The organism is Dactylosporangium sp. NPDC049525 (assembly GCF_040676755.1).
Taxonomy (GTDB): Bacteria; Actinomycetota; Actinomycetes; order Mycobacteriales; family Micromonosporaceae; genus Dactylosporangium.
Genome location: NZ_JBFAPO010000006.1, coordinates 87,671 through 114,234, shown reverse-complemented (window position 1 = coordinate 114,234; position 26,564 = coordinate 87,671). Strand labels below are relative to the sequence as shown.

Annotated in this window: 21 protein-coding genes; 12 read left to right on the top strand and 9 right to left on the bottom strand. The window is 71.8% G+C overall.

Features of this window, described 5'->3' with window-relative positions:
• The first annotated feature begins 55 nt into the window (after positions 1-55).
• The 3 genes from AB0K00_RS12390 (at position 56) to AB0K00_RS12380 (ending at position 2,614) form a co-directional block, all read left to right on the top strand.
• The gene (locus AB0K00_RS12390; protein WP_363519672.1) at positions 56-370 is read left to right on the top strand and encodes a S24/S26 family peptidase; all 315 of its coding nucleotides are present in this window, start codon (positions 56-58) and stop codon (positions 368-370) included.
• A gap of 175 nt (positions 371-545) precedes the next feature.
• The gene (locus AB0K00_RS12385; RefSeq protein WP_363519669.1) at positions 546-1,664 is read left to right on the top strand and encodes an NADP-dependent malic enzyme; all 1,119 of its coding nucleotides are present in this window, start codon (positions 546-548) and stop codon (positions 1,662-1,664) included.
• Positions 1,661-2,614, top strand: a complete 954-nt coding sequence (locus tag AB0K00_RS12380) for a zinc-binding dehydrogenase (protein WP_363519666.1) — start codon at positions 1,661-1,663, stop codon at positions 2,612-2,614. Before AB0K00_RS12385 ends, AB0K00_RS12380 begins: the two co-directional genes overlap by 4 nt.
• A gap of 81 nt (positions 2,615-2,695) precedes the next feature.
• On the opposite strand, the gene AB0K00_RS12375 is transcribed toward AB0K00_RS12380, so the two are convergent.
• A complete protein-coding gene (locus AB0K00_RS12375) occupies positions 2,696-3,598 on the bottom strand; it encodes a chlorophyllase (protein WP_363519247.1) in 903 nt (300 codons plus the stop codon).
• Positions 3,599-3,671: 73 nt separating this feature from the next.
• On the opposite strand from AB0K00_RS12375, the gene AB0K00_RS12370 reads away from it, so the two are divergent.
• Complete coding sequence (locus tag AB0K00_RS12370; RefSeq protein ID WP_363519244.1) at positions 3,672-4,295, top strand: Pr6Pr family membrane protein; 624 nt, start codon at positions 3,672-3,674, stop codon at positions 4,293-4,295.
• Here AB0K00_RS12370 and AB0K00_RS12365 read toward each other — a convergent pair.
• The 6 genes from AB0K00_RS12365 to AB0K00_RS12340 all read right to left on the bottom strand — a co-directional run bounded on the left by AB0K00_RS12365 (position 4,254) and on the right by AB0K00_RS12340 (position 13,217).
• Positions 4,254-5,831: an FAD-binding oxidoreductase gene (locus tag AB0K00_RS12365; protein ID WP_363519242.1), complete on the bottom strand. Its 1,578-nt coding sequence runs from the start codon at positions 5,829-5,831 to the stop codon at positions 4,254-4,256. The genes AB0K00_RS12370 and AB0K00_RS12365 overlap by 42 nt on opposite strands.
• A 154-nt stretch (positions 5,832-5,985) precedes the next feature.
• Positions 5,986-6,990 carry a chlorophyllase gene (locus AB0K00_RS12360; RefSeq protein ID WP_363519240.1) on the bottom strand — a complete coding sequence of 335 codons (1,005 nt, stop codon included), beginning with the start codon at positions 6,988-6,990 and terminating at the stop codon, positions 5,986-5,988.
• 177 nt (positions 6,991-7,167) lie between these two features.
• Entirely contained in the window at positions 7,168-7,344 is a 177-nt protein-coding gene (locus AB0K00_RS12355; protein WP_203847937.1) for a DUF6104 family protein, read from the bottom strand.
• A 75-nt stretch (positions 7,345-7,419) separates the two neighbouring features.
• The gene (locus tag AB0K00_RS12350) at positions 7,420-11,193 is read right to left on the bottom strand and encodes a multifunctional oxoglutarate decarboxylase/oxoglutarate dehydrogenase thiamine pyrophosphate-binding subunit/dihydrolipoyllysine-residue succinyltransferase subunit (protein ID WP_363519236.1); all 3,774 of its coding nucleotides are present in this window, start codon (positions 11,191-11,193) and stop codon (positions 7,420-7,422) included.
• A 189-nt stretch (positions 11,194-11,382) separates the two neighbouring features.
• Entirely contained in the window at positions 11,383-12,309 is a 927-nt protein-coding gene (locus AB0K00_RS12345) for an ABC transporter permease subunit (RefSeq protein ID WP_363519233.1), read from the bottom strand.
• On the bottom strand, positions 12,306-13,217 hold the full coding sequence (locus AB0K00_RS12340) for an ABC transporter ATP-binding protein (RefSeq protein WP_363519231.1): 912 nt from the start codon (positions 13,215-13,217) through the stop codon (positions 12,306-12,308). Before AB0K00_RS12340 ends, AB0K00_RS12345 begins: the two co-directional genes overlap by 4 nt.
• Positions 13,218-13,360: 143 nt before the next feature.
• Between AB0K00_RS12340 and AB0K00_RS12335 the strand changes: the two genes are divergently transcribed.
• Positions 13,361-17,452 (top strand): Ig-like domain-containing protein, encoded by a 4,092-nt coding sequence (locus AB0K00_RS12335; protein ID WP_363519228.1) that lies wholly within the window; start codon positions 13,361-13,363, stop codon positions 17,450-17,452.
• Here AB0K00_RS12335 and AB0K00_RS12330 read toward each other — a convergent pair.
• On the bottom strand, positions 17,376-17,786 hold the full coding sequence (locus AB0K00_RS12330; protein WP_363519225.1) for a DUF3052 domain-containing protein: 411 nt from the start codon (positions 17,784-17,786) through the stop codon (positions 17,376-17,378). The genes AB0K00_RS12335 and AB0K00_RS12330 overlap by 77 nt on opposite strands.
• A gap of 92 nt (positions 17,787-17,878) precedes the next feature.
• Here AB0K00_RS12330 and AB0K00_RS12325 point away from each other — a divergent pair, with 92 nt between their 5' ends.
• From AB0K00_RS12325 to AB0K00_RS12295, 7 genes are all read left to right on the top strand, one after another.
• Positions 17,879-18,640 (top strand): GNAT family N-acyltransferase, encoded by a 762-nt coding sequence (locus AB0K00_RS12325; RefSeq protein ID WP_363519222.1) that lies wholly within the window; start codon positions 17,879-17,881, stop codon positions 18,638-18,640.
• A 4-nt stretch (positions 18,641-18,644) separates the two neighbouring features.
• On the top strand, positions 18,645-19,439 hold the full coding sequence (locus tag AB0K00_RS12320; RefSeq protein WP_363519219.1) for a lysophospholipid acyltransferase family protein: 795 nt from the start codon (positions 18,645-18,647) through the stop codon (positions 19,437-19,439).
• Between the two features lie 60 nt (positions 19,440-19,499).
• Positions 19,500-20,333: a DUF4097 family beta strand repeat-containing protein gene (locus AB0K00_RS12315; RefSeq protein ID WP_363519216.1), complete on the top strand. Its 834-nt coding sequence runs from the start codon at positions 19,500-19,502 to the stop codon at positions 20,331-20,333.
• Positions 20,330-20,956 (top strand): PadR family transcriptional regulator, encoded by a 627-nt coding sequence (locus tag AB0K00_RS12310; RefSeq protein ID WP_363519213.1) that lies wholly within the window; start codon positions 20,330-20,332, stop codon positions 20,954-20,956. Before AB0K00_RS12315 ends, AB0K00_RS12310 begins: the two co-directional genes overlap by 4 nt.
• A gap of 83 nt (positions 20,957-21,039) precedes the next feature.
• Complete coding sequence (locus AB0K00_RS12305; RefSeq protein WP_203847927.1) at positions 21,040-21,780, top strand: response regulator transcription factor; 741 nt, start codon at positions 21,040-21,042, stop codon at positions 21,778-21,780.
• 8 nt (positions 21,781-21,788) lie between these two features.
• Positions 21,789-23,258, top strand: a complete 1,470-nt coding sequence (locus AB0K00_RS12300) for a HAMP domain-containing sensor histidine kinase (protein ID WP_363519211.1) — start codon at positions 21,789-21,791, stop codon at positions 23,256-23,258.
• Complete coding sequence (locus AB0K00_RS12295) at positions 23,255-24,940, top strand: trypsin-like peptidase domain-containing protein (protein ID WP_363519208.1); 1,686 nt, start codon at positions 23,255-23,257, stop codon at positions 24,938-24,940. Before AB0K00_RS12300 ends, AB0K00_RS12295 begins: the two co-directional genes overlap by 4 nt.
• Positions 24,941-25,012: 72 nt before the next feature.
• On the opposite strand, the gene glpK is transcribed toward AB0K00_RS12295, so the two are convergent.
• On the bottom strand, positions 25,013-26,494 hold the full coding sequence (gene glpK / locus AB0K00_RS12290; RefSeq protein ID WP_363519205.1) for a glycerol kinase GlpK: 1,482 nt from the start codon (positions 26,492-26,494) through the stop codon (positions 25,013-25,015).
• Between the last annotated feature and the right edge of the window lie 70 nt (positions 26,495-26,564).

Genomic DNA, 26,564 nt, shown 5'->3' with positions numbered 1-26,564 from the left:
GATTTGCGATGATCCTCAGTTCCTGACCCTACTCCTATCCAAGCTCGGGGATTTCATGCGGCTACCGTGGTTCACGGCTCTGGTGAACGGGCCCTCAATGGTGCCCACACTCCGCCACGGCGACCGGATCCTCGTGCGCCGCACCGGCACCGCACGCCCGGGCGACGTCGTCGTCGGGTGTTTCCGCAGCCGGCCAGACCTGCTCGTGGTGAAACGCGTGGCCCGCGCCGACGCCGACGGGTGGTGGCTGGCCGGCGACAACCCCTTCGGATCCGATGATTCATCCACCTACGGGACCGCCGACGTCATCGGACGTGTGACATTTCGCTGGTGGCCACAACCGGTGCGGTTGCGACGCACCCCGGCGTAAGGTGATGCGGATACCGGGTCACCCCCGCTGAATCGCATCTTGAGCGCTTTCACCACCTGTGCGCTTGCGCGGAAACACCAGCATTGTCAGACGTGGCAAAGGAGCCCCCGTGTCTGCACCCGTGACCAATCACGCCCTTGAAGGGCCAGTCTTCGACCTGCATCAGGGCGGCAAGATGTCCGTCCAGTCCAGTGTCCCGCTCGCCACCCGTGAAGACCTCGCCCTCGCCTACACCCCGGGCGTGGCCCAGGTCTGCGAGGCCATCGCCGCCGACGAGTCGCTGGTGCACCAGCTGACCTGGGTCGGCCGTGCGGTCGCCGTGGTCACCGACGGGTCGGCGGTCCTCGGCCTGGGCAACATCGGCCCGCGCGCCGCGATGCCGGTCATGGAGGGCAAGGCCGTCCTCTTCAAGCAGTTCGGCGGGGTCGACGCAGTGCCGATCTGCCTCGACACCCAGGACCCGGACGAGATCGTCGCGATCGTCACCGCCCTCGCCCCGTCGTTCGGCGGGATCAACCTGGAGGACATCTCCGCGCCGCGCTGCTTCGACATCGAACGCCGGCTCGAGGCGACCCTGCCGATCCCGGTCTTCCACGACGACCAGCACGGCACCGCGATCGTCGTGCTCGCCGCGCTGCGCAACGCCGCCCGCGTCCTCGGACGCCAGCTGGGCGACCTGCGCATCGTCATCAGCGGCGCCGGCGCCGCGGGCGTCGCCGTCACCAGGATGCTCATCAACGGCGGCGCCGACGCCGGCGAGATCGTGGTCCTCGACTCGCGCGGCTGCCTGCACGGCGGGCGCACCGACCTCAACCCGGAGAAGGCCGCGCTCGCCGCCCTCACCAACGCCGGCGGCATCACCGGCGACATCGCCAACGCCCTGCGCGGCGCCGACGTCCTCATCGGCGTCTCCGGCGGCACCATCGGTGAGTCCGCCCTGACCGGCATGTCACCCGGCGGGGCGATCTTCGCGCTGGCCAACCCGACGCCCGAGGTGCACCCGGAGATCGCCGCCCGGTATGCCGCGGTGGTCGCGACCGGCCGCAGCGACTTCCCCAACCAGATCAACAACGTGCTCGCCTTCCCCGGCATCTTCCGCGGTGCCCTCGACGCCGGCGCGACCCGGATCACCGACGGCATGAAGGTGGCCGCCGCGAAGGCCATCGCCGAGGTCCTCGCCGAGGGCGAGCTGTCCACCGGCGCGATCGTGCCCAGCGCCCTCGACCCCCGGGTCGCCCCGGCGGTCGCCGCCGCGGTCGGCGCCGCGGCCCGCCGCGACGGTGTGCTGAGATAACCCTCATGCGTGCCGCTTTCGCGTCCAGCTTCAACGATGCCGATCCGCTCGCCGGCCTCACGGTCGGCGACGCGCCGGAGCCGACGCCCCTGGACGGCTGGGCCGTGGTGGACGTGCGCGCGAGCGCACTCAACCATCACGACCTGTGGTCGTTGCGGGGCGTCGGCCTTCGCGCGGACCAGCTGCCGATGATCCTCGGCTGCGACGCCGCGGGCATCGGCCCCGACGGCGCCGAGGTCGTCGTGTATCCCGTCGTCCACACCGACAAGGGCGACTTCTCGATCCTGTCCGAGCACTACCAGGGCACCGTCGCCGAGCGGGTCACCGTCCCCGCGTACAACCTGGTGCCGAAGCCCGCCGAGCTCACCTTCGCCGAGGCGGCCTGCCTGCCCACGGCGTGGCTGACCGCCTACCGGATGCTGACCACCAGAGGCCGGCTGGAGGCCGACGGGGCGGTGCTGGTGCAGGGAGCCGGGGGTGGGGTGGCCACGGCCGCGGTGCTGCTCGCCAGGGCCCTCGGCGCGCGGGTGTACGCCACGAGCCGCGACGCTTCGAAGCGGGAACGCATCGCCGCCCTGGGCGCCACCGCGCTCGACTCCGGTGCCCGCCTGCCCGAACGGGTCGACGTGGTCATCGAAACCGTCGGTGAGGCCACGTTCGAACACTCGATGAAGTGCGCCAAGGCCGGTGGCCGCATCGTCGTCTCCGGCGCCACCAGCGGTCACCTGCCGAAGGTCAACCTGCGGCGCATGTTCGCGCTGCAACTGGAGATCCTGGGCAGCAGCATGGGCACCCCGGATGAGCTCGCCGACCTGATGACGCTGCTGGCCAAGACCGGCGTGCGGCCCGTCATCGACTCGGTGATCCCGTTCTCCGACGCCCGTTCCGCTTTCGAGAAGCTGCACTCCGGCGACGTCTTCGGCAAGATCGTCCTGGACCACACGGTCTGACAGGCCAGGCCCGCCGCCGGCGCGAGCTCCGGGATCAAAACCTGGACCACGCGCCGGCGACGGCCGTCGGCCGAGCACAGGTCAGAGGCGGTCGTCGAAGGCGGGGCCGCGGGGGAGCTGCTGGCGGGCGGAGGCGTCGCCGTACAGCTCCAGGCGCAGGAACGCGAGGGTCAGCGAGCGCACCTCGTTGAACGACGGGATGCCGGGGCGCAGGTACGGGTCGTTGTGGTTGCCGCCGGGAAGCGTCAGCATCGCCTTCGACCAGGGGACGACGTCGTAGGTGGCCTTGCCAGAGGCGTAGGAGACCAGCGGGTCGGCGTCGCCGTGCACGAACAGCAGCGACGCGGGCGTGCCCGTGAACGCGGTGCCGACGCCGAGGCCGCTGCCGGCCAGGATGATCCCGGCGTGCAGGCGCGTGTCGCGGCCGGCGGTGAACAGGCCGACTGTGGTGATGGCGCCCGCGGAGTGGCCGGCGGCGGCGAGCCGTTCGCCGTCGATGCGCTTGCCGAGCGGGCCGGCGAGGACCTGGCTCAGCACGAAGCTCGCGTCCGCCGGCTGGTTGAGCACGTCGTAGACGTCGATCCGGGGCGCGCTGCGGGTGGTGTTCGGATACGCCGGGGCGATCACCACGAACCCGGCCGCCGCCCACGTGGTGAGCAGCGGCGCGAACGACTCCGGGGTGCCGTTGAGGCCGTGGCTGAACACCACCGCCGGCAGCTTCGAGGGCGAGGACGGCAGCCAGATGACGGTGCGCAGGACCCGGCCCTCCCTGCGGTACGTGACCTCCTGCTGCGACACGTCGAGCGCGGCACGCGGCACCGGCAGCGGTGGCAGCGGCGCGACCTGGGCGAGCCTCGGTGCGCTGGTCTCGCCCGGGGGTGGCGATGGGGTGACCCAGCGGGCGGGCGCGGGCTGACCGGTGCAGCCGGACACGCCGGCAACCAGGGCGGCGGCCATCGAGACGGCGAGGGCGAGACGGCGCATGGCACCAACCGTACGAGGCACCCGCCGCGATCAAGGCTGGCCCGGCGGGCGATTTCCGGCTAGGTTGCGGCCCATGTCCGTCGTCTTCCGGGTGCTCACTGCCGTGAGTGCCCTGGCCGGGATCGTGCTGCTGCTCGACTACACCCACGGCGACGGGGGAGTGTTCGTCTACTTCACCGTGCAGAGCAGCGTGATCATCGCGGTCGTGTCGGCCGTCGCGGCGGTGCGGCCGGTGCCGGGGTGGGTGCGGGGCGCGGCGACGCTGTACAGCTGCATCACCGGCACGGTGTACCACACGTTGCTGGCGAACCCGTCCAGCCCGTTCCACGTGGTCGACTCCGGGGCGCACGCGCCGCACAACCTGCTGCTGCACACGGTGACGCCGGTGCTCGCGGCGGTCACCTGGCTGATCGTCGACCGGGAGCCGGTGCGGTGGTGGTACGCGGCGGTGTGGCTCGGCTACCCGCTGGCGTACCTCGCGTTCGCGCTGATCCGCGGCGCGATCGTGCACGAGTACCCGTATCCGTTCGTCGACGCGGGTGAGCTCGGATATCAGGGCGTGACGGTGTCCGCGCTCGGCTTCACGGTGGCGTTCTTCCTGCTCGGGCTGCTGCTGATCGGGCTGGGCGCGCTCGTGCGGACCGCGCTGAAGATGCTAAAACAGCGCGCCCGGGTTGAGGATGCCGCGGGGGTCTAGGGTGCGTTTCGCGGCCCGGAGCACCTCGGTGACCAGCGGGTCGCGCTGCTGCGCCAGCCACGGCAGGTGGTCGCGGCCGACGGCGTGATGGTGGGTGATGGTGCCGCCGTTGGCGGTGATCGCCTCGCTGACCGCGGCCTTGATCTCGTCCCAGATCACCACCTCGGCGCCGCGCCGCGCGGGGGTGATGATCGTGAAGTAGGGCGCCGGGCCGTCCGGGTAGGCGTGGGTGAGCCGGCAGGTGACCACGGCGACCCTGGCCGGGGCGGCGGCCTGCGCGGCGGCGAGCACGGCCGCGTGCAGCGCCTCGAACCTGCTCCACGTGCACGCCGTCTCGACCGTTTCGACGACGAGCCCGAGTCTGATGAGGGCGTCCCTGGTGTACGGCGCCCGCAGGAACGACGCCCGCCAAGCACCGTGATCGCCGTTCGAGGCGGCGGTAGCGGAAGCACCAGGGGCGGCGACGCCGCCGTGGTCGGCGCAGATGGTGACGGCGTCGGCCAGCAATGCCGTGGTGGCACCCTCGAAGCCCAGCAGCAGCCGCGCCTGGCCGTCGGTCGCGCCGGCGTTGAGCATCGCCTCCACCGGGTCGAGCAGCCGGCAGTTGCTCGGGCGCAGCCCCGCCTGCAGAATCGTGCGGACCGCGGCGACGGCTTGGCCGTACACCGGGAACGCCACCGACGCAGCGGCCCGGTCGGCGGCCGCGGGTCGCTCGGTGACCCGCAGCCACGCCTCCACGATCACGCCGAGCGTGCCCTCCGACCCCAGGAACAGCCTGTCGGTGGACGGTCCGGCGCCGCTGCCCGGCACCCGCAGCGACTCGACCGGTCCCTGCGGCGTGATCACCCGCAGCGCCTCGACGAAGTCGTCGATGCGGGTCGGGCCGGTCGCGTAGTGCCCGGCGGAGCGGGTCGCGAGCCAGCCGCCGACGGTGGAGAACTCGAAGCTCTGCGGGTAGTGCCGCAGCGTCAGCCCGTGCGGCGCCAGGGCCTTCTCCAGGGCGGGGCCGAACACGCCCGCCTGGACCCGCACGGCGTGGTTGACCTCGTCGACCTCGCCGATGCGGTTGAGCCGGCTCAGGTCGAGGGAGATCCACGGGGCGTCGCCGCGGTATTCGACGCCGCCCACGACCGAGCTGCCGCCGCCGTAGGGCACGACCGCCGCGCCGACGGCCTCCGCCCAGTCGAGCGTGGCGACGACGTCGTGCGCGGTGCGCGGGTAGCAGACCAGGTCCGGTGGGTTGTCCAGGCGGCCGTGCAGCGCCCGGACCACGTCGCGGAACGCCTTGCCGTAGGTGTGCGCGGCCCGGATCATCGAGTCGGCGGTGAACGCCTCCTCCATGATCGACGGGGGGATCAGGCGCGGCGGGCCGAGCACCGGGTCGTAGGGGACCGGCAGCACCGATCCGTCGATCGGCATCCACGGGCGTAACGACGTTTCGGCGAGCCGGCGGCATGCGTCGTCGTCGAGGGCGTCGTCGGCCCATCCCCAGCCCCACCACGAGCGTTCACCCTGAGCGCGCTGCAAGGCGGCCATTGACGGAGAGTGCCACAATCCGACACGTTCGGCCACTGCCTGCAGGTCAGGTCATCGGTATTCTGTCGGCCATGCCCGATGAGCGCATTGACCCAAGTCAGAACACTCAGGCATTCCAGGCATGGGTGGACAACAACAACAGCAATCAGGCGGCTCAGCCCGCCGCGACCGGCTCCAAGCTCGGCTTCATCGTGGCCGGCGCAGTCGTCGCCGTCGTGCTGGTGGTCGTCGTGGTGCTCGTAGTGCTGTAGATCCCGACCGATTCGAAGCGTGTCACACCGTCGAGCGTGGCGTCGCCGCTCAGCCGGAGCCGGGCCGTGTCGTCACCGTCGAGTGCCCAGGTGAGGAAGTCGAGCAGCGTCGCCATCGCCTGGTGATGGCCGCGTTCGGGGTCGTTCGTGCCGGCGCCGTGCTCGCCGCCGACGATGGTGAGGAACGCCTTCGGCCACGGGGCCGCGCCGTAGGACGTGCGACCCTGCTCGTAGGCGACCACCGGGTCCTTGTCACCGTGGATGAACAGCAGCGGCACCGGGCTGCCCTGGTAGGCCCCGGCCGGCCGGCCCGCGAAGATGACGCCTGCCTTGAGGCGCGGGTCGCGGTGCACGGTGAACAGCCCGTCGGTGGTGGTGCCGCCGCCGGAGTGCCCGACGGCCGCCATCCGGTCCTGGTCGATGCTGTCGGCGAGCGGGTTGCCCGGCTGCAGCATCTGCGTGATGACGAACGACGCGTCCACCGACTGGTTCGGCACGTCGAGCTTGTTGAACTTCGGCGTGTCCTTCTTGGTGAAGGGGTACGCCGCGGCGACGACGATGTACCCGGACTCCGCCAGGAATTTGGTCATGCCTTCCTGCATCTGCGGGTTGCTGTAGAAGCCGTGGCTCCACACGATCAGCGGCAGCTTCCCCGGCAGTGGCTGGGCGTCGCCCTGGACGCGCCCCTTGATCCGGCGGGCCGACCCGCGGGTCGGGTACCACACGGTGGTCGGCAGCGGGCGGTCCTTGCCCCGGGCGAACTGGAAGTGCCGCACGCCGACCGCATGGTCGATCGGGCCGACAACGCTGGCACCCGCCGCGGCCGTGAACGGCGCGCTGGGCGTCTCTGCCCCTGAGGCCGAAAAAGCGCCGCCCACGAGGAGCAGGGCGGCGGCCAGGAGCGACACGGTTGCAGAACGGTTGCGACTCGGGGGCACGTACAGAATGTAGGTGCAGCGTGCGCTATGCCGTTATCACCCGACTGGGGACAATCGATTGGCTTGCCGGACTACACCAGGTTGTCCTTGAACGACCCATTTGGCGGATGTCACTGGCAGGAAATGCTAGCAAAAGGGGCGAATGCCTCAGTCCTCGTCGTCGTCCAAACGGGCCAGGTAGACCGCCAGCCGCTCGACCGGGATCTCGAACTCGGGGTTCTGGTCGACGAAGTCGCGGAGGCGCTCGGCCAGCCACTCGAACGTGACCTCCTCCTCGCCGCGCCGCTGCGCGAGCTCCTCGATGCCGCGGTCCGTGAAGTACATGAGCGCATCCTTGCTGTTCGTGAGATGGAGGAGGGCACGGCGCCCGCAGCGTCGTGCCCTCCGTCGTGGAAACGGTCAGCGCTTCGGCAGCGCCGCCTCGATCAGGGCCTGCTGCTCGGCGTCGTGGAGCTTCGTCGAGCCGACCGCCGGGGCGGCCGCGGCGGGGCGGGAGATGCGGCGCAGGCCGACGCCCTGGAGGTGCTCCAGGAGGTTGAGGGCGATGAACGACCAGGCGCCCTGGTTCGCCGGCTCCTCCTGCACCCAGGCGAAGTCCTCCGCGTTGGGGAACTGGGCCAAAGCCTCGCGCAGCTCCTCGACCGGCATTGGGTAGAGCTGCTCGACCCGGATGATGGCGGTGTCGGTGATGTCGCGCTCGGTGCGGGCCTGCAGCAGGTCGTAGAAGACCTTGCCGGAGCACAGCAGGACGCGCTTGACGCCGGCGGTGTCCAGGGCGGTGCCCTTGATGCCGGGGTCACCCAGGACGGTGGCGAAGGTGCCGGTGGTGAAGTCCTCGACGGGCGACACGCACAGCCGGTGCCGCAGCAGCGACTTGGGCGTGAACACGACGAGGGGCTTCTTCTTCGGCGACAGCGCCTGGCGGCGCAGCAGGTGGAAGTGGTTCGCCGGGGTGGTCGGCACCGCGACCCGCATGTTGTCCTCGGCGCACAGCTGCAGGTAGCGCTCCAGCCGGCCCGACGTGTGGTCCGGGCCCTGGCCCTCGTGCGAGTGCGGCAGGAGCAGCGTCACCGCGGTGCGCTGGCCCCACTTGACCTCGCCGGAGGAGATGAACTCGTCGACGATGGACTGGGCGCCGTTGACGAAGTCGCCGAACTGCGCCTCCCACATGACCAGCGCGTCCGGGTTCTCGACCGAGTAGCCGTACTCGAAGCCCATCGCGGCGAACTCCGACAGCAGCGAGTCGTAGATGAACAGCTTCGCGTTGTCCTTGATCAGCGCGGACATCGGCATGTAGTCGCTGCCGGTCTCGGCGTCGACGATGCCGGCGTGGCGCTGCACGAAGGTGCCGCGGCGGGAGTCCTGGCCGGAGAGCCGGACGGTGACGCCCTGGTTGACCAGCGAGCCGAACGTGATGATCTCGGCGAAGCCCCAGTCGATGTCGCCCTCGGCGGCCATCTTCGCCCGGCGGTCCAGCAGCTGCTGGACGCGCTTGTGCGGGGTGAAGCCGTCGGGGAGCTTGACGTTCGCCTCGCCGATCGCGTGCATGACGCTCGGGTCGATCGCGGTCTCGACCACCGGCTCCGGCTCCGGCTCGCGGAGGCGGGTGAGCCGGGACGCCGGGTTGGACGACGCGTCGCGGGTCGCCTTGAACACCGTCTCGAGCTGCTCGTGGTAGTCCTTGAGCAGGGCCTCGGCCTCGGTGATCGGGATGTCGCCGCGACCGATGAGCTCCTCGGTGTAGATCTTGCGCACCGAACGCTTCTGGTCGATGATCGCGTACATCAGCGGGTTGGTCATCGACGGGTCGTCGCCCTCGTTGTGCCCGCGGCGCCGGTAGCAGACCAGGTCGATGACGACGTCCTTGTTGAACGCCTGACGGTATTCGAAGGCCAGCCGCGCGACGCGGACCACGGCCTCCGGGTCGTCGCCGTTCACGTGGAAGATCGGCGCCTGGATCATCCGGGCGATGTCGGTGGAGTACAGCGACGAGCGCGAGTACTCCGGCGCGGTGGTGAACCCGACCTGGTTGTTGACCACCACGTGCACGGTGCCGCCGGTGCGGTAGCCGCGCAGCTGCGACAGGTTCAGCGTCTCGGCGACCACGCCCTGGCCGGCGAACGCGGCGTCGCCGTGGATCAGCAGCGGCAGGACCGTGTAGCCCTCGAGCTTGAGGTCGATCGAGTCCTGCTTTGCCCGCACGATGCCCTCGAGGACCGGGTTGACCGCCTCCAGGTGCGACGGGTTCGCGACCACGGAGACCGTCGTGGCGTGCTCACCGTCGGGGTGGGTGAACTTGCCGGTCATGCCCAGGTGGTACTTGACGTCGCCGGAGCCGTGCGCCGACTTGAGGTCCAGGTGCCCCTCGAACTCCGAGAAGATCTTCTCGTAGGGCTTGCCGACGATGTTCGCGAGGACGTTGAGCCGGCCGCGGTGCGCCATGCCGATGACGACCTCGTCCAGGCCGCCCTCGGCGGAGTTCTGCAGGATCTCGTCGAGCAGCGGGATCAGCGACTCGCCGCCCTCGAGGGAGAAGCGGCGCTGCCCCACATACTTGGTCTGCAGGAACGTCTCGAACGCCTCGGCGGCGTTGAGCCGGTTCAGGATGTGCTTCTGCTCGGCGGTGTCGGGCTTCTCGTATGGCTTCTCGACCCGCTCGGCGACCCAGCGGCGCTCCTCCGGGTCCATGATGTGCATGTATTCGACGCCGACGCGGCGGCAGTAGGAGTCGCGCAGCACGCCGAGGACGGCCCGCAGCTTCATCTTCTGCTTGCCGGCGAAGCCGCCGACCGGGAAGACCCGGTCCAGGTCCCACAGCGTCAGCCCGTGCTCGAGCACGTCGAGGTCGGGGTGGCGGCGGATGCGGAACTCCAGCGGGTCGGTGTCGGCCATCAGGTGGCCGCGGACCCGGTAGGCGTGGATCAGCTCGACGACCCGGGCCGCCTTGTCGATCTGCCCCTCGGAGGTGCGGGCGACGTCACGGACCCAGCGGACCGGCTCGTAAGGGATCCGCAGGGCGGTGAAGATCTGGTCGTAGAACCCGTGCTCGCCGAGCAGCAGCTCGTGCATGACCTTCAGGAACTCCCCGGACTGCGCGCCCTGGATGATCCGGTGGTCATAGGTGCTGGTCAGCGTCAGGATCTTGCTGATGCCGAGGTCGGCGAGGGTCTCGTCGGACATGCCCGCGTAGGGCGCGGGATACTCCATCGCGCCGACGCCGATGATCGTGCCCTGCCCGGCCATGAGCCGCGGCATGGAGTGCACGGTGCCGATGCCGCCGGGGTTGGTCAGCGAGACCGTGGCGCCGCTGTGGTCCTCCATGGTCAGCTCGTTGCGCCGGGCCCGGCGCACGATGTCCTCATAGGCCGACCAGAACTGACGGAAGTCCATGGTGTCGGCGGCCTTGATGCTCGGCACCACCAGGTTGCGCGAGCCGTCGGGCTTGGTCAGGTCGATCGCGATGCCGAGGTTGACGTGCTCCGGCTCGACCAGGTTGGGCTTGCCGTCGACCTCGGCGAAGGAGTTGTTCATCTCCGGATGCGCGGCGAGCGCCCGGACCATCGCGAAGCCGATCAGGTGCGTGAAGCTGACCTTGCCACCGCGGCCGCGGGCCAGGTGGTTGTTGATCACCACGCGGTTGTCGGACAGCAGCTTCGCCGGCACGGCGCGGACGCTGGTGGCCGTCGGCACCTCCAGCGAGGCGTCCATGTTCTGCACGATCCGGGCGGCGATGCCACGCAACTGGGTGTGCTTGGCGCCACCGGACGCGACGGGCGGCTGCTTCGTCGGCGCGGGCTTGGTCGCCGGTGCGGCCTTCTGCACGGGCTTGGCCACGGGGGCCGGCTTGGCGGGGGCCGGCGCGGAGGCGGCGGGGGAGGCCGCGGCGGCGGCGGATGCCGCGGGTGCCGGAGGAGCGGCGGGGACGGCGGCGGCTCGCGGAGCGGTGGCAGCGGGGGTGGCAGTGGACGCCGGCTCAGCCGCCTCGGCAGGCGCCGCCGAGCTGGCCTCGGCACCGTCCCCGTTGGGCTTGTAGTCGGCGAAGAAGTCGTGCCACGCGGGGTCCACGCTGGCCGGGTCGGCGAGGTACCTCTGATACATGTCCTCGACGATCCACTCGTTCGGGCCGAAACCCGCCAAGGGGTTCTCCTGCGAGTTGGTCGCTTGGGTCGACACGGCTGTTGATCGCCTCTTCCAAACGGAGTTACCAGGGGTTGCTAATTCCGCGTCAAGGTTACGCGCTGCCTAACGCTCGTTCGACGGCGACGCCGCCCGAAGTGACCATGTAGACGACGCGGTGGGTCCATCCCATACAACTGTGGCCGCCATTCGGCGGCCACAACTGTCGTACATCTGCTATAAGCCTTACGCGATGTCACGCTTCCGTGTGATGAGCGTGCCGACGGTGCCCAGCACGACCGCCCAGATGATCAGCACCAGCGCGCCGGCCCAGCGCGGTGGCAGGTCGGTGTCGCCGAGCTGTGTGGCCAGGCCGCCCACGACGTGCGACGACGCCAGCGGCGGGATGTAGACCGCGCTCTCGAGGACCCAGTCCTCCTTGATCACCAGTTCGTGGATCAGGGTCAGGACGATGATCGCGGCCCAGGTGCCCACGGTGTAGAGGACGGCGGCGGTGATCGTCGCGCCGATCTGGCTGCGGATCAGCACGCCCACGCCGATGCCGAAGACGGCCCACAGGACGTACACCAAGAGGTTGAGCAATATGGACTGCTGCGCCGTCCAGTGCCCGAGGCTGTTGGTGAGGTCCTTGGCGCCGAAGTAGAGCATCCCGCCGACGATGGAGATCGCGGTGGTGATCAGCCAGAACAGCACGCCGGCCAGCCCGGCCGTGATGAGCTTCGCGGTGATGACCTTGGTCCGCTTCGGTGTCGCGAGGAACGTCGCGGTCGCCGTCTGGTGGTAGAACTCGTTGGTGATCACCAGGATCGCCAGGAGCATCACCAGCAGCAGCCCGAAGAACTGCCCCGAGGTGTAGACGTTCGCGGCGTACTTGGCCAGCTGGCCGGCGGCGTGCGCCTTGGCGACCCGGGCCGCCTCCTCCTCGCGGAACTGCGCCTGGCTCGCCTCGAACTCGGCCTTCTGCTCCTCGGTCATCCCCGACGGCGTGGCGCCCTGGTTGTAGGCCTCGTAGTTGTTGGTCAGCTCCGAGTCGGTCTGCTCCAGGTTGATCCAGAGCGCGAGACCGGTGAAGACCAGCGACGTCAGCAGGAAGATCCACCACATGTTCGTGGTGCGCAGCTTCAGCAGCTCGCTGCGGATGAGCCGGATCATCGGATGGCCGCCTTTCCCTGGGTCAGTTCGAGGAACACGTGCTCCAGGTCGGGCCGTTCGTTGACCAGCTCGTGCAGCTCGATCCCGCCCTGCAGGGCCAGCCGGCCGACGGCCGGGGCATCCAGGCCGGTGATCACGTGGCTGTCGTTGCCGTTGGGCTGGATCGTCGCGCCGGCGGTGCGCACCGCCTCGACCAGCTCCGCCAGGTTCGGGGTGCGGACCCTGGTCCGCGGCCCGCTGGTGCCGGAGCCGACGATCTGCTCGACCGGGCCCTGGGTGACGAGCCGGCCGGCGGCGATGATGACCACGTCGTCGGCGAGGATCTCCATCTCCGACAACAGGTGGCTGGAGACCAGCACGGTGCGCCCCTGCTGGGCGAGGCCCTGCAGCAGCCCACGCATCCAGCGGATGCCCTCGGGGTCCAGGCCGTTCGCGGGCTCGTCGAGGATCAGCACCTGCGGGTCGCCGAGCATCGCCTGCGCGATGCCGAGCCGCTGCTTCATGCCCAGCGAGTAGCCGCGGAACTTGCGTTTCGCGGCCGGGGTCAGCCCGACCAGCTCCAGCATCTTGTCGACCTGCGCGTCCGGGATGCCGGCCGCGGCCGCGACGATGCGCAGGTGGTTGCGGGCGGTGCGGCCCTTGTGTGCGGCCGACGCCTCCAGGATCGCGCCGGCCAGCCGCAGCGGCTCGGGCGAGTCGGAGTAGCGCAGGCCGCTGATGGTCGCGGATCCCGAGGACGGGGTCACCAGGTTGAGGATCATGCGTAGCGTCGTGGTCTTGCCGGCGCCGTTGGGGCCGAGGAACCCGGTGACGCGACCGGGTTCGACCACGAACGACAGGTGGTCCACGGCCGTGACGTTCTTGTAACGCTTCGTCAGGTCGGAGACCACGATCTGTCCGTTGGACAACGTGCCGCTCCCTCCAAGAGAGTGAAGCCGTCAATATGGCACGTGCCGGCAACCGGCGGGGGCCCGCCCCGCCCCCGTGCCGCCCTCCGGATCAAGCCGAGGAAACTCGCCCATAACGCACCGTATCCACGTATACACGAAAGGTGGCATTCAGGAGCGTTCGGGCCGGGTTCGCCATCGTGCTGCTGGCCGCCGCGCTCAGCGGGGTGTGGCCGCGACCGGCGGCCGCCGAGATCGTCGCGGCGTTCCGCCCGGTGTACTCGGTCAACGACAGCGGCGCGGTCGTCCTGCGCGGCAACGCGAACCTGACCTGCGACGGCGCCAACCCCGGCTGTGCCACCGCGAGGAACGCCACCGTCACCGGCGGCGCGCTGAACAACAACGGCTACCGGATGCGCAACGTCGACGTCGACGCCGAGCCGTCGTTCAACTCCAGCACCGCCGACCTCCCCGTCCCCACCGGCGCGACCGTGCTGTACGCCGGGCTGTTCTGGGGCGGCGACACCGAACCGGGCACCGGCACCCCGGCACCGGACGAGGGCGGCAGGAACACCGTCAGGTTCAAGGTGCCCGGCGGGGCGTACCGGACGATCACCGCGAACCGCGTCACCGACGTCACCACGTTCCCCGGCCACCGGCCGTACCAGGGCTACGCCGACGTGTCGGCACTCGTCGCCGGGGCCGGCGCCGGCACCTACGCGGTCGCCGACATCCAGGCCGCCACCGGCGTGAACGACCGCTACGCCGCCTGGTCCCTGGCGGTCGTCCTGCACGACCCGGCGCAGCCGGTGCGCAACATGGTCGTCTATGACGGCTTCGGCTCCGTGCGCGGCATCACCCCCGGCGACGCGACCGTCACGATCCCGGTCACCGGCTTCCAGACCCCGCCGACCGGCACCGTCACCACCAGCCTTGGCGCCGTGGCCTACGAGGGCGACGGCGGCAGCGGCGGCGACAGCGTCCGCCTCGACGGCACCCCGCTGGCCGACGCGCTCAGCCCCGCGACGAACTTCTTCAACAGCACCATCAGCGACCACGGCGCCCCGGTCACCGCTCGTACCCCGGCCGACGCCAATCTCCTCGGCTTCGACATCGACCACGTCGACGCGAGCGGGGTGCTGGCCAACGGCGCGAACAGCGCCACGATCACGCTGCAAACCACGCCCGTCACCGGCGAGACGTTCTACCCCGGCGTGATCACGTTCGCGACCGACCTCGATGCGCCCCGGCTCACCGCGCTCAAGAGCGCCACCGACGTCAACGGCGGCCTGCTGGAACGCGGCGACGAGATCCGGTACACGATCCAGGCCGGCAACGACGGGCTCGCCCCCGCCGAGGACACCCGGCTCGCCGACGCCGTGCCGCCCGGGACCGTCTTCGTCCCCGGCAGCCTGTCGATCGACGGCGCCACGCAGAGCGACCCGGTCGACACCGACCGCGCCGAGATCAGCGCCGGCGTCGCGGGCTTCCGCGTCGGTACGGGCAGCGACGCCGACCACGGCGGCCGCCTGGCTCCCGGCGAATCGGTCACCGTCAGCTATCGCGTCACCGCCGGTGCTCCCGGGGTCACGGGTGCCGCCACCCTGCTCGACGTCGCGCACGTCGCCGCCACCGGCGCGGACACCGGGGTGAAGCTGCGCGCGCCGTCCAACGCGACCACGTCCACCCTGCCCGCGACCGCCGGCACCGACCTCGCCGTGACCGCCGGCGCCGGCCCGCAAACCGTGCAGGGCACCGGCGCGGTCACCTACCCGGTCACGGTCACCAACACCGGCGCCGACCCGGCCACCGGCGTGACCCTCACCGCCGTCCTGCCCGACGGCGTCACCGGCACCGGCGCCACGCCGAGCGCCGGGGCCTGCACCCTGGCCGGGCAGACGCTCACCTGCCCGGTCGGCGCGCTGCCGCCCGGCGCCACGTTCACCGTCGACGTCGCGGCCACGGTCACCGCCGCCGCCGCGCACCACACGACAATGACGGCCACGGTGACGTCCGCGACCCCGGACCCGGCCGGCGCGAACAACACCGCGACCGCCGCCGTCGTGCGCAACGCCGCACCCGGCGCCGTCCCCGACACGGCGACCGTCGCCGCCGGCGGCAGCACCGCCATCCCCGTCGCGGCCAACGACGCCGACCCCGACGGCGACACCCCGCGGGTGCTCGGCATCGCCACCCCGCCGGTCGCGGGGCACGCGATCGTCGACGCCGCGGGCGTGGTCCGCTACACCGCCGGGCCGGTCGCCGGCACCGACACGTTCATCTACACCGTCGGCGACGGGCTGGGCGGCACCGCGACGGCCACCGTCACGGTCACCGTCACCGCCGGCACCCCACCCGCCGCGAACGCGGCACCCGTCGCCGCGGCGGACACCGTCACGGCGGCCGCCACCGGCACGACCTTCGACCCGCTCGCCAACGACACCGACGCCGACGGCGACCCGCTGACCGTCGTGGGCGCCGGCCCGCCCGCGGGCGGCACCGTCGTGCTGACGGCGGCGGGGCAGCTCACGTACACGCCGGGGGACGGCTTCCGGGGCGCCGACAGCTTCCAGTACACCGTCGATGACGGGCACGGCGGACACTCCACCGCCACGGTGAACGTGACCGTGGCCAACCGCGCCCCGGTCGCCGCCGCCGACGAGCGCGGCACCCCCGCCGGGACCGCGCTCGACGTCGCGGTCCTCGCCAACGACACCGACCCGAACCCCGGAGACGTCCTCACCGTGACGGCCTGGGACGCGACGGCGGCGGGCGGCGGCACCGTCATGAACACCGGCGGCGTGCTGCGGTACACCCCGGCCGCCGGTTTCACCGGGGACGACACCTTCACGTACACGGTGGACGACGGCCACGGGGGCGCCTCGACCGGCACGGTCACCGTCCATGTCGGGGCGGCCCGGCCGCCGGCGCCGCGCGCGGACGCGGCGAACACCCCGACGGGCACGCCGGTCGCCGTCGCCGTGCTGGCCAATGACACCGGCGACACCGGGACCGGCGGCCCGGCCGTCACGCTCGTCGAGGCCACACCCGGCGCCTACGGCACGACCACCGTCGCCGGCGGCGTCGTCACGTACACGCCACGGCCGGGCTTCTCCGGCGTCGACGTGTTCCGCTACGCCGTCGCCGACGGCCGCGGCGGGCTGGGCACCGCGGCCGTGACCGTCACCGTGTTCAACGAGGCCCCGGCCGGCGTGGCCGACACGCTGACCGTCCCGGCCGGGACCGCGGCCGTCGTGCCGGTCCTCGCCAACGACACCGACGCCAACGCCGACACGCTGCGGGCCGTCGCCGCCACCGGCGCCGCGCACGGCACCCTGCAGATCGTGGCCGGCGCCGTGCGGTACACGCCGGCCGCCGGCTACCGGGGCGCCGACGCGTTCACGTACACGTTGAGCGACGGCAACGGGGGCGCCAGCACCGCCGCGGTCACCGTGAACGTCTCCGCCGCCGTGCCGGTCGCCGCCTCCGACACCGCCACCACCGCCGCCGGCACCCCGGTCGGCGTCGCGGTCCTCACCAACGACACGCCCGGTGGCAGCGACCCCGGCACGCTTGCCGTCACCGGCGTCGGCGCGCCCGGCCACGGCACCGCGGTCCTCGACGGCGACGGGACCGTCACCTACACCCCGGCAGCGGGCTTCACCGGCGTGGACACCTTCACCTACACGCTGAGCGCCGGCGCCGCCCCGCCGGACACCGCGACCGGGACCGTGACGGTGACCGTGACGTCGGCGACCCCGGCCCCGGCCCCGGCGCCGGCCCCGATCCCGGCTCCGGCTGAGCCCACGGGTTCGCCGGTCGTCGTCAGCACCCCGACCGTGACGACGCCCACCGGCAGCGGGGCGCAGACGATCACCCCGCTGGACAACGTCACCGACCCCGACGGCGACCCGCTCAAGGTCCTCGGCGTGACCCAGCCGGCCAACGGCTCCGCCGTGCTCAACGCCGACGGCACCGTCACCTACACCCCGGACCGGGGCTTCAGCGGCACCGACTCGTTCGCGTACACCGTCACCGACGGCACCACCGCCGTCGCCGGCACCGTCGAGCTGATGGTCGGCTCGGTCGACCTGCCCATCACCGGCCCGCCGGTGGCGCCGCACACGCTCGCCGGCCTGCTCATGCTGCTCGCCGGGTCCCTGCTACGGGTCGGCGCCGTCAGCGGTGCGGCCGGTCACCGACCCGGATCACGTGCTTCAGCCCCGACCACACGTCGTCGATCGCGCAGACCTTGACGTCCACCCGGCCGTGCGCCAGGGCGAACTCGCGCACCCCGTTCTCGTCCAGGTCGGTGGCCATGCCGGAGGAGCGCTTCGGCCAGGCGACCCACAGCGAACCGCCGGGTGGCGTCAGCCGGTGCAGCACCTGCCAGCGCCGCCGCAACCGGGCCTGATCAGGGCAGAAGCAGAGAATCACGTCGTAGAGGCCGGGCGCGCTGCGACGGTGCAGCACCACGTCGGAGGGCAGTTCCCGAAGCTCGAACCCGGCCGGCGGGCCGTCGAGCAGCACACGATGGCCGGCGTTCACGCCGAGCTTCTTGGGCAGTGGAGTCCCTGAATATCCCGCCATGCCTGACCACGGTAGTCATCGTTCACCCACCAGCCATGCGGGTAACCAGTCACCGTCAGCCAGCCGCAGGGGTCGAGCCTTACACCGAAAGCATGACGATTCTCGCCGTCGCCGCCGACCCGGTCGGGGTCGACGAAACCGATCGCTACACCCTGCTGGTGGCCACGGACGGTGACCAGGTCCGGGCCGCACAACGGCTCCGCCACGACGTCTTCGCCGGGGAACTCGGCGCTGAGCTGCACACCGACACCCCCGGGCTCGACGTCGACGCCTTCGACGAGCACTGCGACCACCTCATCATCCGTGAGGAGCGCACCGGCGACGTCGTCGGGACCTACCGAATGCTGCCGCCGGACCGGGCCGTGGCCGCCGGTGGGCTCTACGCCGACACCGAGTTCGACCTCGCCGGCCTGCACCAGCTGCGCGGTGGACTGGTCGAGACCGGCCGTTCCTGCGTGCACCCCGACCACCGCAGCGGTGCGGTGATCAACCTGATGTGGGCCGGGATCGCCCGGTACATGCACCTGCACGGGCACCGCTGGCTCGGCGGCTGCGCGTCGGTGCCGCTCGCCGACGGTGGCGCGACCGCCGCCGGGGTGTGGGACCTGGCCCAGCGCAAGCACCTCGTCCCGCCCGCCTGGCGGGTCCGGCCGCGCAACCCCCTCGCGCTGACCGCGCCGGTGCCGGCCAAGGTCGAGGTGCCGTCGCTGCTCAAGGGATACCTGCGGCTCGGCGCCTGGATCGGCGGCGAACCCGCGCACGACCCGGACTTCGACTGCGCCGACTTCTACGTGCTGCTGTCACTGGACCGGGTCAACCCGCGGTACATGCGGCACTTCCTCGGCCAGGGGTGACCCCGTGACGGTCGTCGACTCGCTGTGGCTGCCGCGCTCGACCTGCGACGTGAGCTGCCTGCCGGCCCGTTCCGACGGGCACGTCCCGGCCGTGACGATGCTCAAACGGGTCGTCGTGACCGGGACGGTCCTGCTGCTCGCGGCGCTGTCGGTGCCGATCCTGGCACTGCTGCCGCAGCGTGGGCTGATCGCCGCCCAGCGCCGGCTCGCTCGCGCGGTCCTCGCCGGGCTCGGCATCTCGCACCATGCCGTCGGCCGGATCCCGCAGAGCGGCGCGCTGCTGGTCGCCAACCACGTCTCATGGCTCGACGTGGTCGTGATCCTGGCGCACGCGCCGGCCCGGCTGCTGGCCAAGCGCGAGGTGCGCGCGTGGCCGCTGATCGGCCGGCTCGCCGCGACGCTCGGCACGGTCTTCGTCGACCGGTCCCGGCCCAAGACCCTGCCGGCCACCGTCGCCCGGATCCGCGCCGAGCTCGCCGCCGGCGGCGTGGTCGCGGTCTTCCCCGAGGGCACCACCTGGTGCGGCCGGATGGGCGGCACGTTCCGCCCGGCGATGTTCCAGGCGGCGGTCGACGCGGCCGCCCCGGTCGTCCCGGTCCGGCTGACGTTCGCCCAGGGCGGGACACCCACGACGGTCGCCGCGTTCATCGGCGACGAGACGCTGCTCACCTCGCTGCGACGGGTCGTGGCCGCCCGCGGCCTGTCGATCGAGTTGAAGGCGCACGCCACGATGTACCCGCAGCCGTCCTCGTCCCGTCGCGTCCTCGCCCGCGCGGCGACCTCGGTGGTTGCCGCCTGACCCGTATTGCTTGAGTTCGACAGTCGCGATGTATCGCGTTTGTCTGCTACCGTCGGTGGCATGACGACGTGGAACGTTGCCGAGCCCACCCGGCTCGAACTGAAGGGGGAGGTCAAGGACCTCCAGGTGCGGCTGGTCGGCGGGCGGGTCAACGTCGTCGGCGCCGATGGGCCCGCCCGGGTCGAGGTCTCCGCGATCGGCGAGCGGCCGGTCACGGTCACCCTCGACGACGACGGCGTGCTGCGGGTCACGCATGGCGTCATCCCCCGGTGGCCCGGCTTCCTGTGGTGGCTCTTCCACGGCCGGTTCAAGGTCGACGTCTCGGTCATGGTCCCGCCCCGGACCCCGGCCAAGCTCACCGTCGTCTCCGGCTCCGTCATCGTCTCCTCGCTGCGCGCCGGCACCCAGGTCGATGCCACCAGCGCCCGCGTCACCCTGCTCGGCCTCGACGGCCGCGTCACCGCCAAGGTGATCTCCGGCTCCATCGAGGCGCTGACCCTCGACGGCGAGGTCGACCTCGAGACCGTCTCCGGCGAGATCGTCGTGGCCGACACGACCGCCCGCAAGGTGCACGCCCGCGCGATCTCCGGCTCGATCACGTGCGACCTCGACAACCCGCCGGTCGACACGGACGTGCGGCTGGACACGGTCTCCGGTGAGATCACCGCCCGGGTCCGCGAGGACAGTGACCTGCGGGTCAACCTCAACGCCACGTCCGGGCGGGTGATCTGTGCCTTCCCCGGCCTCGACCGGGTCGGCCGCAGCACCGTCATCGGCACGCTCGGCGCCGGCACCGGCCGCATCGCGGCCAACGCGACGTCTGGCACGATCACGTTGTTGCACCGGCCGGTCGACCCGGACGATCTCGACGACCTCGACGAGGAAACAGCATGAGCGCGGTGTTCAGCCACGGGCGGCTGCGGTTGTATCTGCTGAAGCTCCTCGCCGAGGGGCCCCGCCACGGCTACGAGCTGATCCGGCTGCTCGAGAACCGCTTCCACGGCCTCTACGCGCCCTCCGCCGGCACCATCTACCCGCGCCTGCAGCGGATGGAGGCCGACGGGCTGGTCTCCCACACCGCCTCCGGCGGCCGGAAGGTCTACGACATCACCGACGCAGGCCGGGCCGAGCTGGTGCAGCGCGCCGCCGAGCTCGAGACGCTCGAGACCGACATCAACGCCTCCCTCGCCGACCTGTCGACCCTCGCCGACGAGGTCGAGCAGGGCGTGCACGGCTCCGTCCGCGACCTGAAGAAGGAGCTGAAGGAGGCCGGCCGGCAGGCCCGCAGCGCACCCACCTGGGGCTGGGGCTACCCGCCGCGCCCGGGATCGGCGGGCACGACCAGGCCCGCGCCGCCGCCCGGTGACGTCGTCGCCGAGCTGGAGGAGAAGGCCGCCCAGCTGCTCGCCGAGGTTCGCCGGCTGGCCCGCGCGGGCCGCGCCAGCCAGGAGACGATGCGTGCCACGCTCGTGGTCCTGGACGGCGCAATCGACCAGGTGCGCCGCCTGCTGCGCTAGCTTGGAGGGGTCGGGCTGGTTGTTTCAGGAACTTCCCAGGCAACCATCAGCCCTACTCCAGCAGGAGGCGGAAAGATATGCGCATGGGGGTACGAGGCGGCGTCGCACAATCCGGGGGTGCCCCGTCGCCAGGCGTTGCGCAGGCTGAGGCGAGACTGCTCGTGGTCGAGGACGATCCGAACATTCGCGAGCTCCTCTCGGCCAGCCTGCGTTTCGCCGGTTTTGCGGTTGACGCGGTGACCACCGGTGCCGAGGCGGTCACCGCGGCCCGCGACAGCAAGCCTGACCTGGTCGTTCTCGACGTGATGCTGCCCGACCTCGACGGTTTCGAGGTCATCCGGCGGCTCCGCGAGGGTGGCGTCCGGCTTCCTGTCGTGTTCCTCACGGCCCGGGACGGGACCGAGGACAAGGTCCGCGGCCTGACGCTCGGCGGCGACGACTATGTGACGAAGCCCTTCAGCCTGGAGGAGCTCACCGCGCGCATCCGTGCCGTGCTGCGCCGCACCGCCGGCGACCCGGGGCCCAACCGGCTGGTGTTCCAGGACCTGGAGCTCGACGAGGAGACCCACGAGGTGTCCCGCGCCGGGCAGACGATCGCCCTGTCGCCGACCGAGTTCAAGCTCCTGCGGTATCTGATGCTCAACGCGGGCCGGGTGCTGTCCAAGGCGCAGATCCTCGACTTCGTGTGGAACTACGACTTCCGCGGCGACGACAGCATCGTCGAGTCGTACATCTCCTATTTGCGGCGTAAGGTGGACATCGCCGAGCCGCGCCTGATCCACACCCTGCGCGGCGTGGGTTACGTCCTGCGCCTGCCAGTCTGAGCCCCGCGATGGTGCGGTTCATCGCCGACGTGCCGCTGCGGGTCAAGCTGATCGCGGCCGTCCTCACACTCGTGACCATGGCGCTGCTGGTGATCGGCGTCGCCAGCGCCCTGGTCATGAAGAGCAGCATGTTCGACAAGGTCGACCAGCAGCTGCGGGCCATGGCCGAGACCGTCGACCTCACCCGGCTGGCCACCACCTCCAGCACCGACTCGATCCTGCAGAGCAACTACTACATCGCCTGGGTCACGCTGCTGCCCTCCGGCAACTACCAGACCGGCGTCGTCGGCACCCGCAAGGAGTCCGACGCGCCGCCGATCCCGGACACCGTCGAGGAGCTCTCGTCGCGGCTGACCGTGCCGTACACGGCGACGACCTCGAAGACCCATGAACGCTGGCGGATCCTCATCATCAAGCGTGACCGGACGCTGCTGCTCGTCGCGGAGAGCCTGTCGATGGTGGACAGCGCCGTCGACGAGCTGGTCGCCGCCGAGCTGTTCGTCGGCGCCGGCGTCCTGGTCGTGCTCGCCGCGGTCGGCGTCGCCATCGTCCGGGCCAGCCTGCAGCCGCTGCGCGAGATCGAGCGCACCGCGGCCGCCATTGCCGCGGGCGACCTCACCAAACGCGTCCCCGAGAGCCCACCCGAGACGGAGATGGGCCACCTCGCCGCCGCGCTGAATGCGATGCTCTCCCAGATCGAGGGTGCCTTCAGGCTGCGCGAGGCGTCCGAGGACCGCATGCGGCAGTTCATCGCCGACGCCTCCCACGAGCTGCGCACCCCGCTGACCACGATCCGGGGGTTCGCCGAGCTCTACCGGCAGGGCGCCGCCCGCCAGCCCGGGGAGACCGAGGCACTGCTGCGGCGCATCGAGGACGAGGCCGCCCGCATGGGCCTGCTCGTCGAGGACCTCCTCATGCTCGCCCGCCTCGACCAGGAGCGCCCCCTGGCACTCGCCGACATGGACCTGCGCGTCATCGCCAGCGACGCCGTCGCCGCCGCCCGCGCCGTCGCACCCGACCGCACGGTCGAGCTGGAGATCGAGCGCGACGAGCCGATCGAGGTCCACGGCGACGAGTCCCGGCTGCGCCAGGTCGTCGGCAACCTCATGACCAACGCGCTGACCCACACGCCCGCCGACACCCCCGTCTCGCTGCGCCTGCGCCGCGACGGCACCGACGCGCTCATCGAGGTCGCCGACCACGGCCCCGGCCTCACCGACGAGCAGGCCGCCCGCGTCTTCGAACGCTTCTACCGCGTCGACAAGGCCCGCACCCGCCGCCAGGCGGGCGGCTCGCACAGCGGCAGCGGCCTGGGCCTGGCGATCGTGGCGGCGCTGGTCGCGGTGCACAGCGGCACCGTCTCCGTCTTCGTCACCCCTGGCGGCGGCGCGACCTTCCAGGTGCGGCTCCCGCTCACAGGGGGTTCCCAGGCGGCGGCCAGTGGTTTGCAAGGTGCCGTCGCCAAGCTCAAGTCATGAGCGAACAGCAGGGATGGGCGCCGAACCCAGCCGACGAGCAGGGTCGGGCGTCGGGCCCGGCCGCACAGCCGACCACCACGCCGGCTGACACCACGACGGCCGACACCGCACCGGCCGACACCACGTCGCCGGCCACCGCGCCGGTCACGCCGCCGGGCACCACGACGGCCCACCTCCCGGCCGCCCCCGCCGACCTCCCGGCCGCTCCCACTGACCTCCCGGCCGCTCCGGCCGGTCTCCCGGCTGCCTCGTCCGCCGACCTCCCGGTCACCGCGCCGCCGGCCGACCTCCCGGTCACCGCACCGCCGGCCGGCATGTCGGCCGCCGCGCCGGGCCACGACTCGGCTGCTGCGCCGGGCCACCACGCAGCCGCCGCGACGCCGACCCACCCGGTGCCGCACGCGTGGCCGACGAACCTCGCCGCCTCCGGCAGTGGCACCGCCCCCGGCGCCGGTGACGTGCAGGCCGGGTCCGCCAGGACGTGGCCCGCCGCGCAGGACCCCCGCCCCGCGGCCGACGGCACCACGCAGACCTGGCCCGCGTCGCAGCACACCGCTCCGCAGGCCACATACCCCTACACCGCCGCGCAGGGCAACGCCTTCACCGGTGAGGGCGGGCACCACGCCTCTCCCGGCCGCGACCTCCCCACCGCGCAGGGCAGCGCCTTCACGGGTCAGGGTGGGTTCCACGCCGCCCTTGGCCACGACCGCCCCGCCGCGCAGGCGGGTCACGGGCCGCAGCATCCCGGCACCGGGCAGGACCCGCGCGTGTGGGCCGCGGGTGCCGGGCAGCACCAGCCGCACCTGCCGACGGCGCAGCTGCCGCCGCACGTGCCGCACATGCAACGGCCGCCGCAGTGGGCGCAGCAGCCCCAGCCGGGTTCCGTGTTCGTGGCGCCGGCGGTCCGCCGGCGCAGCCGGGTCGGCCTCGCCGTGGCGGGGATCGTCGCGGCGGTCGGGCTGTCGGCGGTGTCGGCGTTCGGTGGCGGCCTGGCCGCCCTCGAGCTGCGCCCCGACAAGTCCAACTCGGTGGTGAGCGCGACGAACTCGTCCGGCTCCGGCACGAGCGCGACGACGACACTGTCCGACGTGGCGGCGCAGGTGCTGCCCAGCGTGGTGTCGATCAGCACCGGCAACGCCGTCGGGTCCGGGGTCGTCATCACCGACGACGGGGCGATCCTCACCAACAACCACGTGGTCGCCACGGCCCGCGGGACGACGGTGCAGGTCACGTTCTCCAGCGGGCAGAGCGCCCAGGCGAAGATCGTCGGCACCGAGCCGTCCAGCGACCTCGCCGTGATCAAGATCGTGGGTAGCGGCACGTACACGCCGCTCGCGTTCGGCGACAGCTCCACGGTGAAGGTCGGCGACACGGTCCTCGCCGTGGGCAGCCCGCTCGGGCTCGACGGGTCGGTCACCGCCGGCATCGTGAGCGCGATCAACCGCACGATCGACGAGGGTGAGGACGGCCAGTCCTCCGCGGCGAAGATCAGCGGCGCGATCCAGACCGACGCCGCGATCAACCCCGGCAACTCCGGCGGCGCCCTGGTCAACACCGCGGGTCAGCTGGTCGGCATCAACACCGCCATCGCAACCTCGGGCCAGACCGCCGGCAACATCGGCGTCGGGTTCGCCATCAGCAGCAACACCGCGAAGACGGTCGCCCAGCGCCTGCTGAGCTGACCCGGAGGCTGGTTCCCCTCCAGAAAAGGGATCCGGTGGTGCGCCTGGCGGGGCGCCCACCGGATCTCTGTCTCAGGCCCAGCCGAAGGAGCGTTCGACGGCCTTGAGCCAGGAGGCGTGGCCGCGGTCGCGGGCGTCGGTGGACATGGCCGGCGACCACTGCCGGTCCACCCGCCACTTCTCGCGCAGGGTCTCGGTGTCGGGCCAGAAGCCGACGGCCAGCCCGGCCGCGTACGCCGCACCGAGCGCCGTCGTCTCCGACACCGTCGGGCGGACCACGGGCACGTCCAGTACATCGGCCTGGAACTGCATGAGCAGGTCGCTCGCCGTCATCCCGCCGTCGACCTTGAGGGTCTCCAGCGGGACGGCGGACTCGGCCATCATCGCGTCGACGACGTCCTTGACCTGCCAGGCGGTCGCCTCCAGGGCGGCCCGGGCGAGGTGCCCCTTGGTGACGTACCCGGTGAGGCCGGTGATGACGCCGCGCGCGTCCGGGCGCCAGTGCGGGGCGAACAGGCCCGAGAACGCCGGCACGATGTAGCAGCCGCCGTTGTCGGTGACGGTGGCGGCCAGCTCGTTGATCTCCGGCGCCGAGTGGATGAGGCCCAGGTTGTCCCGCAGCCACTGTACGAGCGAGCCGGTGATCGCGATGGAGCCCTCCAGGGCGTACACCGGGGGAGCGTCGCCGATGCGGTAACCGACGGTGGTCAGCAGGCCACGGGTGCTCGGCACCGGCTGGTGGCCGGTGTTGAGCAGCAGGAACGAGCCGGTGCCGTAGGTGCATTTCGCCTCGCCCGGCGCGAAGCACGCCTGGCCGAACAGTGCGGCCTGCTGGTCACCGAGGGCGCTGGCCACCGGTACACCGTGCAACATCGTCGTCGCCTCGCCGTAGACGTGCGAGGAGGGGCCGATCGTCGGCAGCATCGCACGGGGGATGCCGAACGCGGAGAGCAGCTCGTCGTCCCAGTCCAGGGTGGCGAGGTTCATCAGCATCGTCCGGCTGGCGTTGGTCACGTCCGTGACGTGCCGGCCGGTGAGCTTCTCGATGAGCCACGTGTCGACGGTGCCGAAGTGGATCTCGCCGGCCTCGGCGCGGGCGCGCAGGCCCGGCACGTTGTCCAGCAGCCAGACCACCTTCGGCCCGGCGAAGTAGGTGGCCAGGGGCAGCCCGCAGCGTTCGCGGAACCGGTCGGGGCCGGCGTCGCCGGCGAGGGAGCGGATGAGGGCGTCGGTGCGGGTGTCCTGCCAGACGATCGCCGGGTGCACCGGCTCGCCGGTCTCCGCGTCCCACAGGATCGTGGTCTCGCGCTGGTTGGTGATGCCGATGGCGGCGACATCGGCGCGGGAGAGGCCCGCCTGGTCCAGGGCGCGGGTCGACACGGCCTGGACCTGGTGCCAGATCTCGACGGGGTCGTGCTCGACCCAGCCCGGTCTCGGGAAACTCTGGTGGTGTTCGCGCTGGTCAAGCGCCACGATGGCGCCGTCGGCGTCGAACACGATCGCACGGGAGGAGGTCGTGCCCTGGTCGATGGCGAGGATGTACACGCCTGTCATCTTCGCTGAAGAGTTGTCACGTTCGGGACGGAACCTTCCCGAGGTGGCAGCGGCGGCTTACGCTGCCTGC

Excerpts from the sequence above, each read along its gene's own strand:
- AB0K00_RS12390 (WP_363519672.1), top strand. The coding sequence starts at position 56 with ATGCGGCTACCGTGGTTCACGGCTCTGGTGAACGGGCCCTCAATGGTG.
- AB0K00_RS12385 (WP_363519669.1), top strand. The coding sequence starts at position 546 with ATGTCCGTCCAGTCCAGTGTCCCGCTCGCCACCCGTGAAGACCTCGCC.
- AB0K00_RS12375 (WP_363519247.1), bottom strand. The coding sequence starts at position 3,598 with ATGCGCCGTCTCGCCCTCGCCGTCTCGATGGCCGCCGCCCTGGTTGCC.
- AB0K00_RS12370 (WP_363519244.1), top strand. The coding sequence starts at position 3,672 with ATGTCCGTCGTCTTCCGGGTGCTCACTGCCGTGAGTGCCCTGGCCGGG.
- AB0K00_RS12365 (WP_363519242.1), bottom strand. The coding sequence starts at position 5,831 with ATGGCCGCCTTGCAGCGCGCTCAGGGTGAACGCTCGTGGTGGGGCTGG.
- AB0K00_RS12355 (WP_203847937.1), bottom strand. The coding sequence starts at position 7,344 with ATGTACTTCACGGACCGCGGCATCGAGGAGCTCGCGCAGCGGCGCGGC.
- AB0K00_RS12345 (WP_363519233.1), bottom strand. The coding sequence starts at position 12,309 with ATGATCCGGCTCATCCGCAGCGAGCTGCTGAAGCTGCGCACCACGAAC.
- AB0K00_RS12330 (WP_363519225.1), bottom strand. The coding sequence starts at position 17,786 with ATGGCGGGATATTCAGGGACTCCACTGCCCAAGAAGCTCGGCGTGAAC.
- AB0K00_RS12325 (WP_363519222.1), top strand. The coding sequence starts at position 17,879 with ATGACGATTCTCGCCGTCGCCGCCGACCCGGTCGGGGTCGACGAAACC.
- AB0K00_RS12315 (WP_363519216.1), top strand. The coding sequence starts at position 19,500 with ATGACGACGTGGAACGTTGCCGAGCCCACCCGGCTCGAACTGAAGGGG.
- AB0K00_RS12310 (WP_363519213.1), top strand. The coding sequence starts at position 20,330 with ATGAGCGCGGTGTTCAGCCACGGGCGGCTGCGGTTGTATCTGCTGAAG.
- AB0K00_RS12305 (WP_203847927.1), top strand. The coding sequence starts at position 21,040 with ATGGGGGTACGAGGCGGCGTCGCACAATCCGGGGGTGCCCCGTCGCCA.
- AB0K00_RS12300 (WP_363519211.1), top strand. The coding sequence starts at position 21,789 with ATGGTGCGGTTCATCGCCGACGTGCCGCTGCGGGTCAAGCTGATCGCG.
- AB0K00_RS12295 (WP_363519208.1), top strand. The coding sequence starts at position 23,255 with ATGAGCGAACAGCAGGGATGGGCGCCGAACCCAGCCGACGAGCAGGGT.
- glpK (WP_363519205.1), bottom strand. The coding sequence starts at position 26,494 with ATGACAGGCGTGTACATCCTCGCCATCGACCAGGGCACGACCTCCTCC.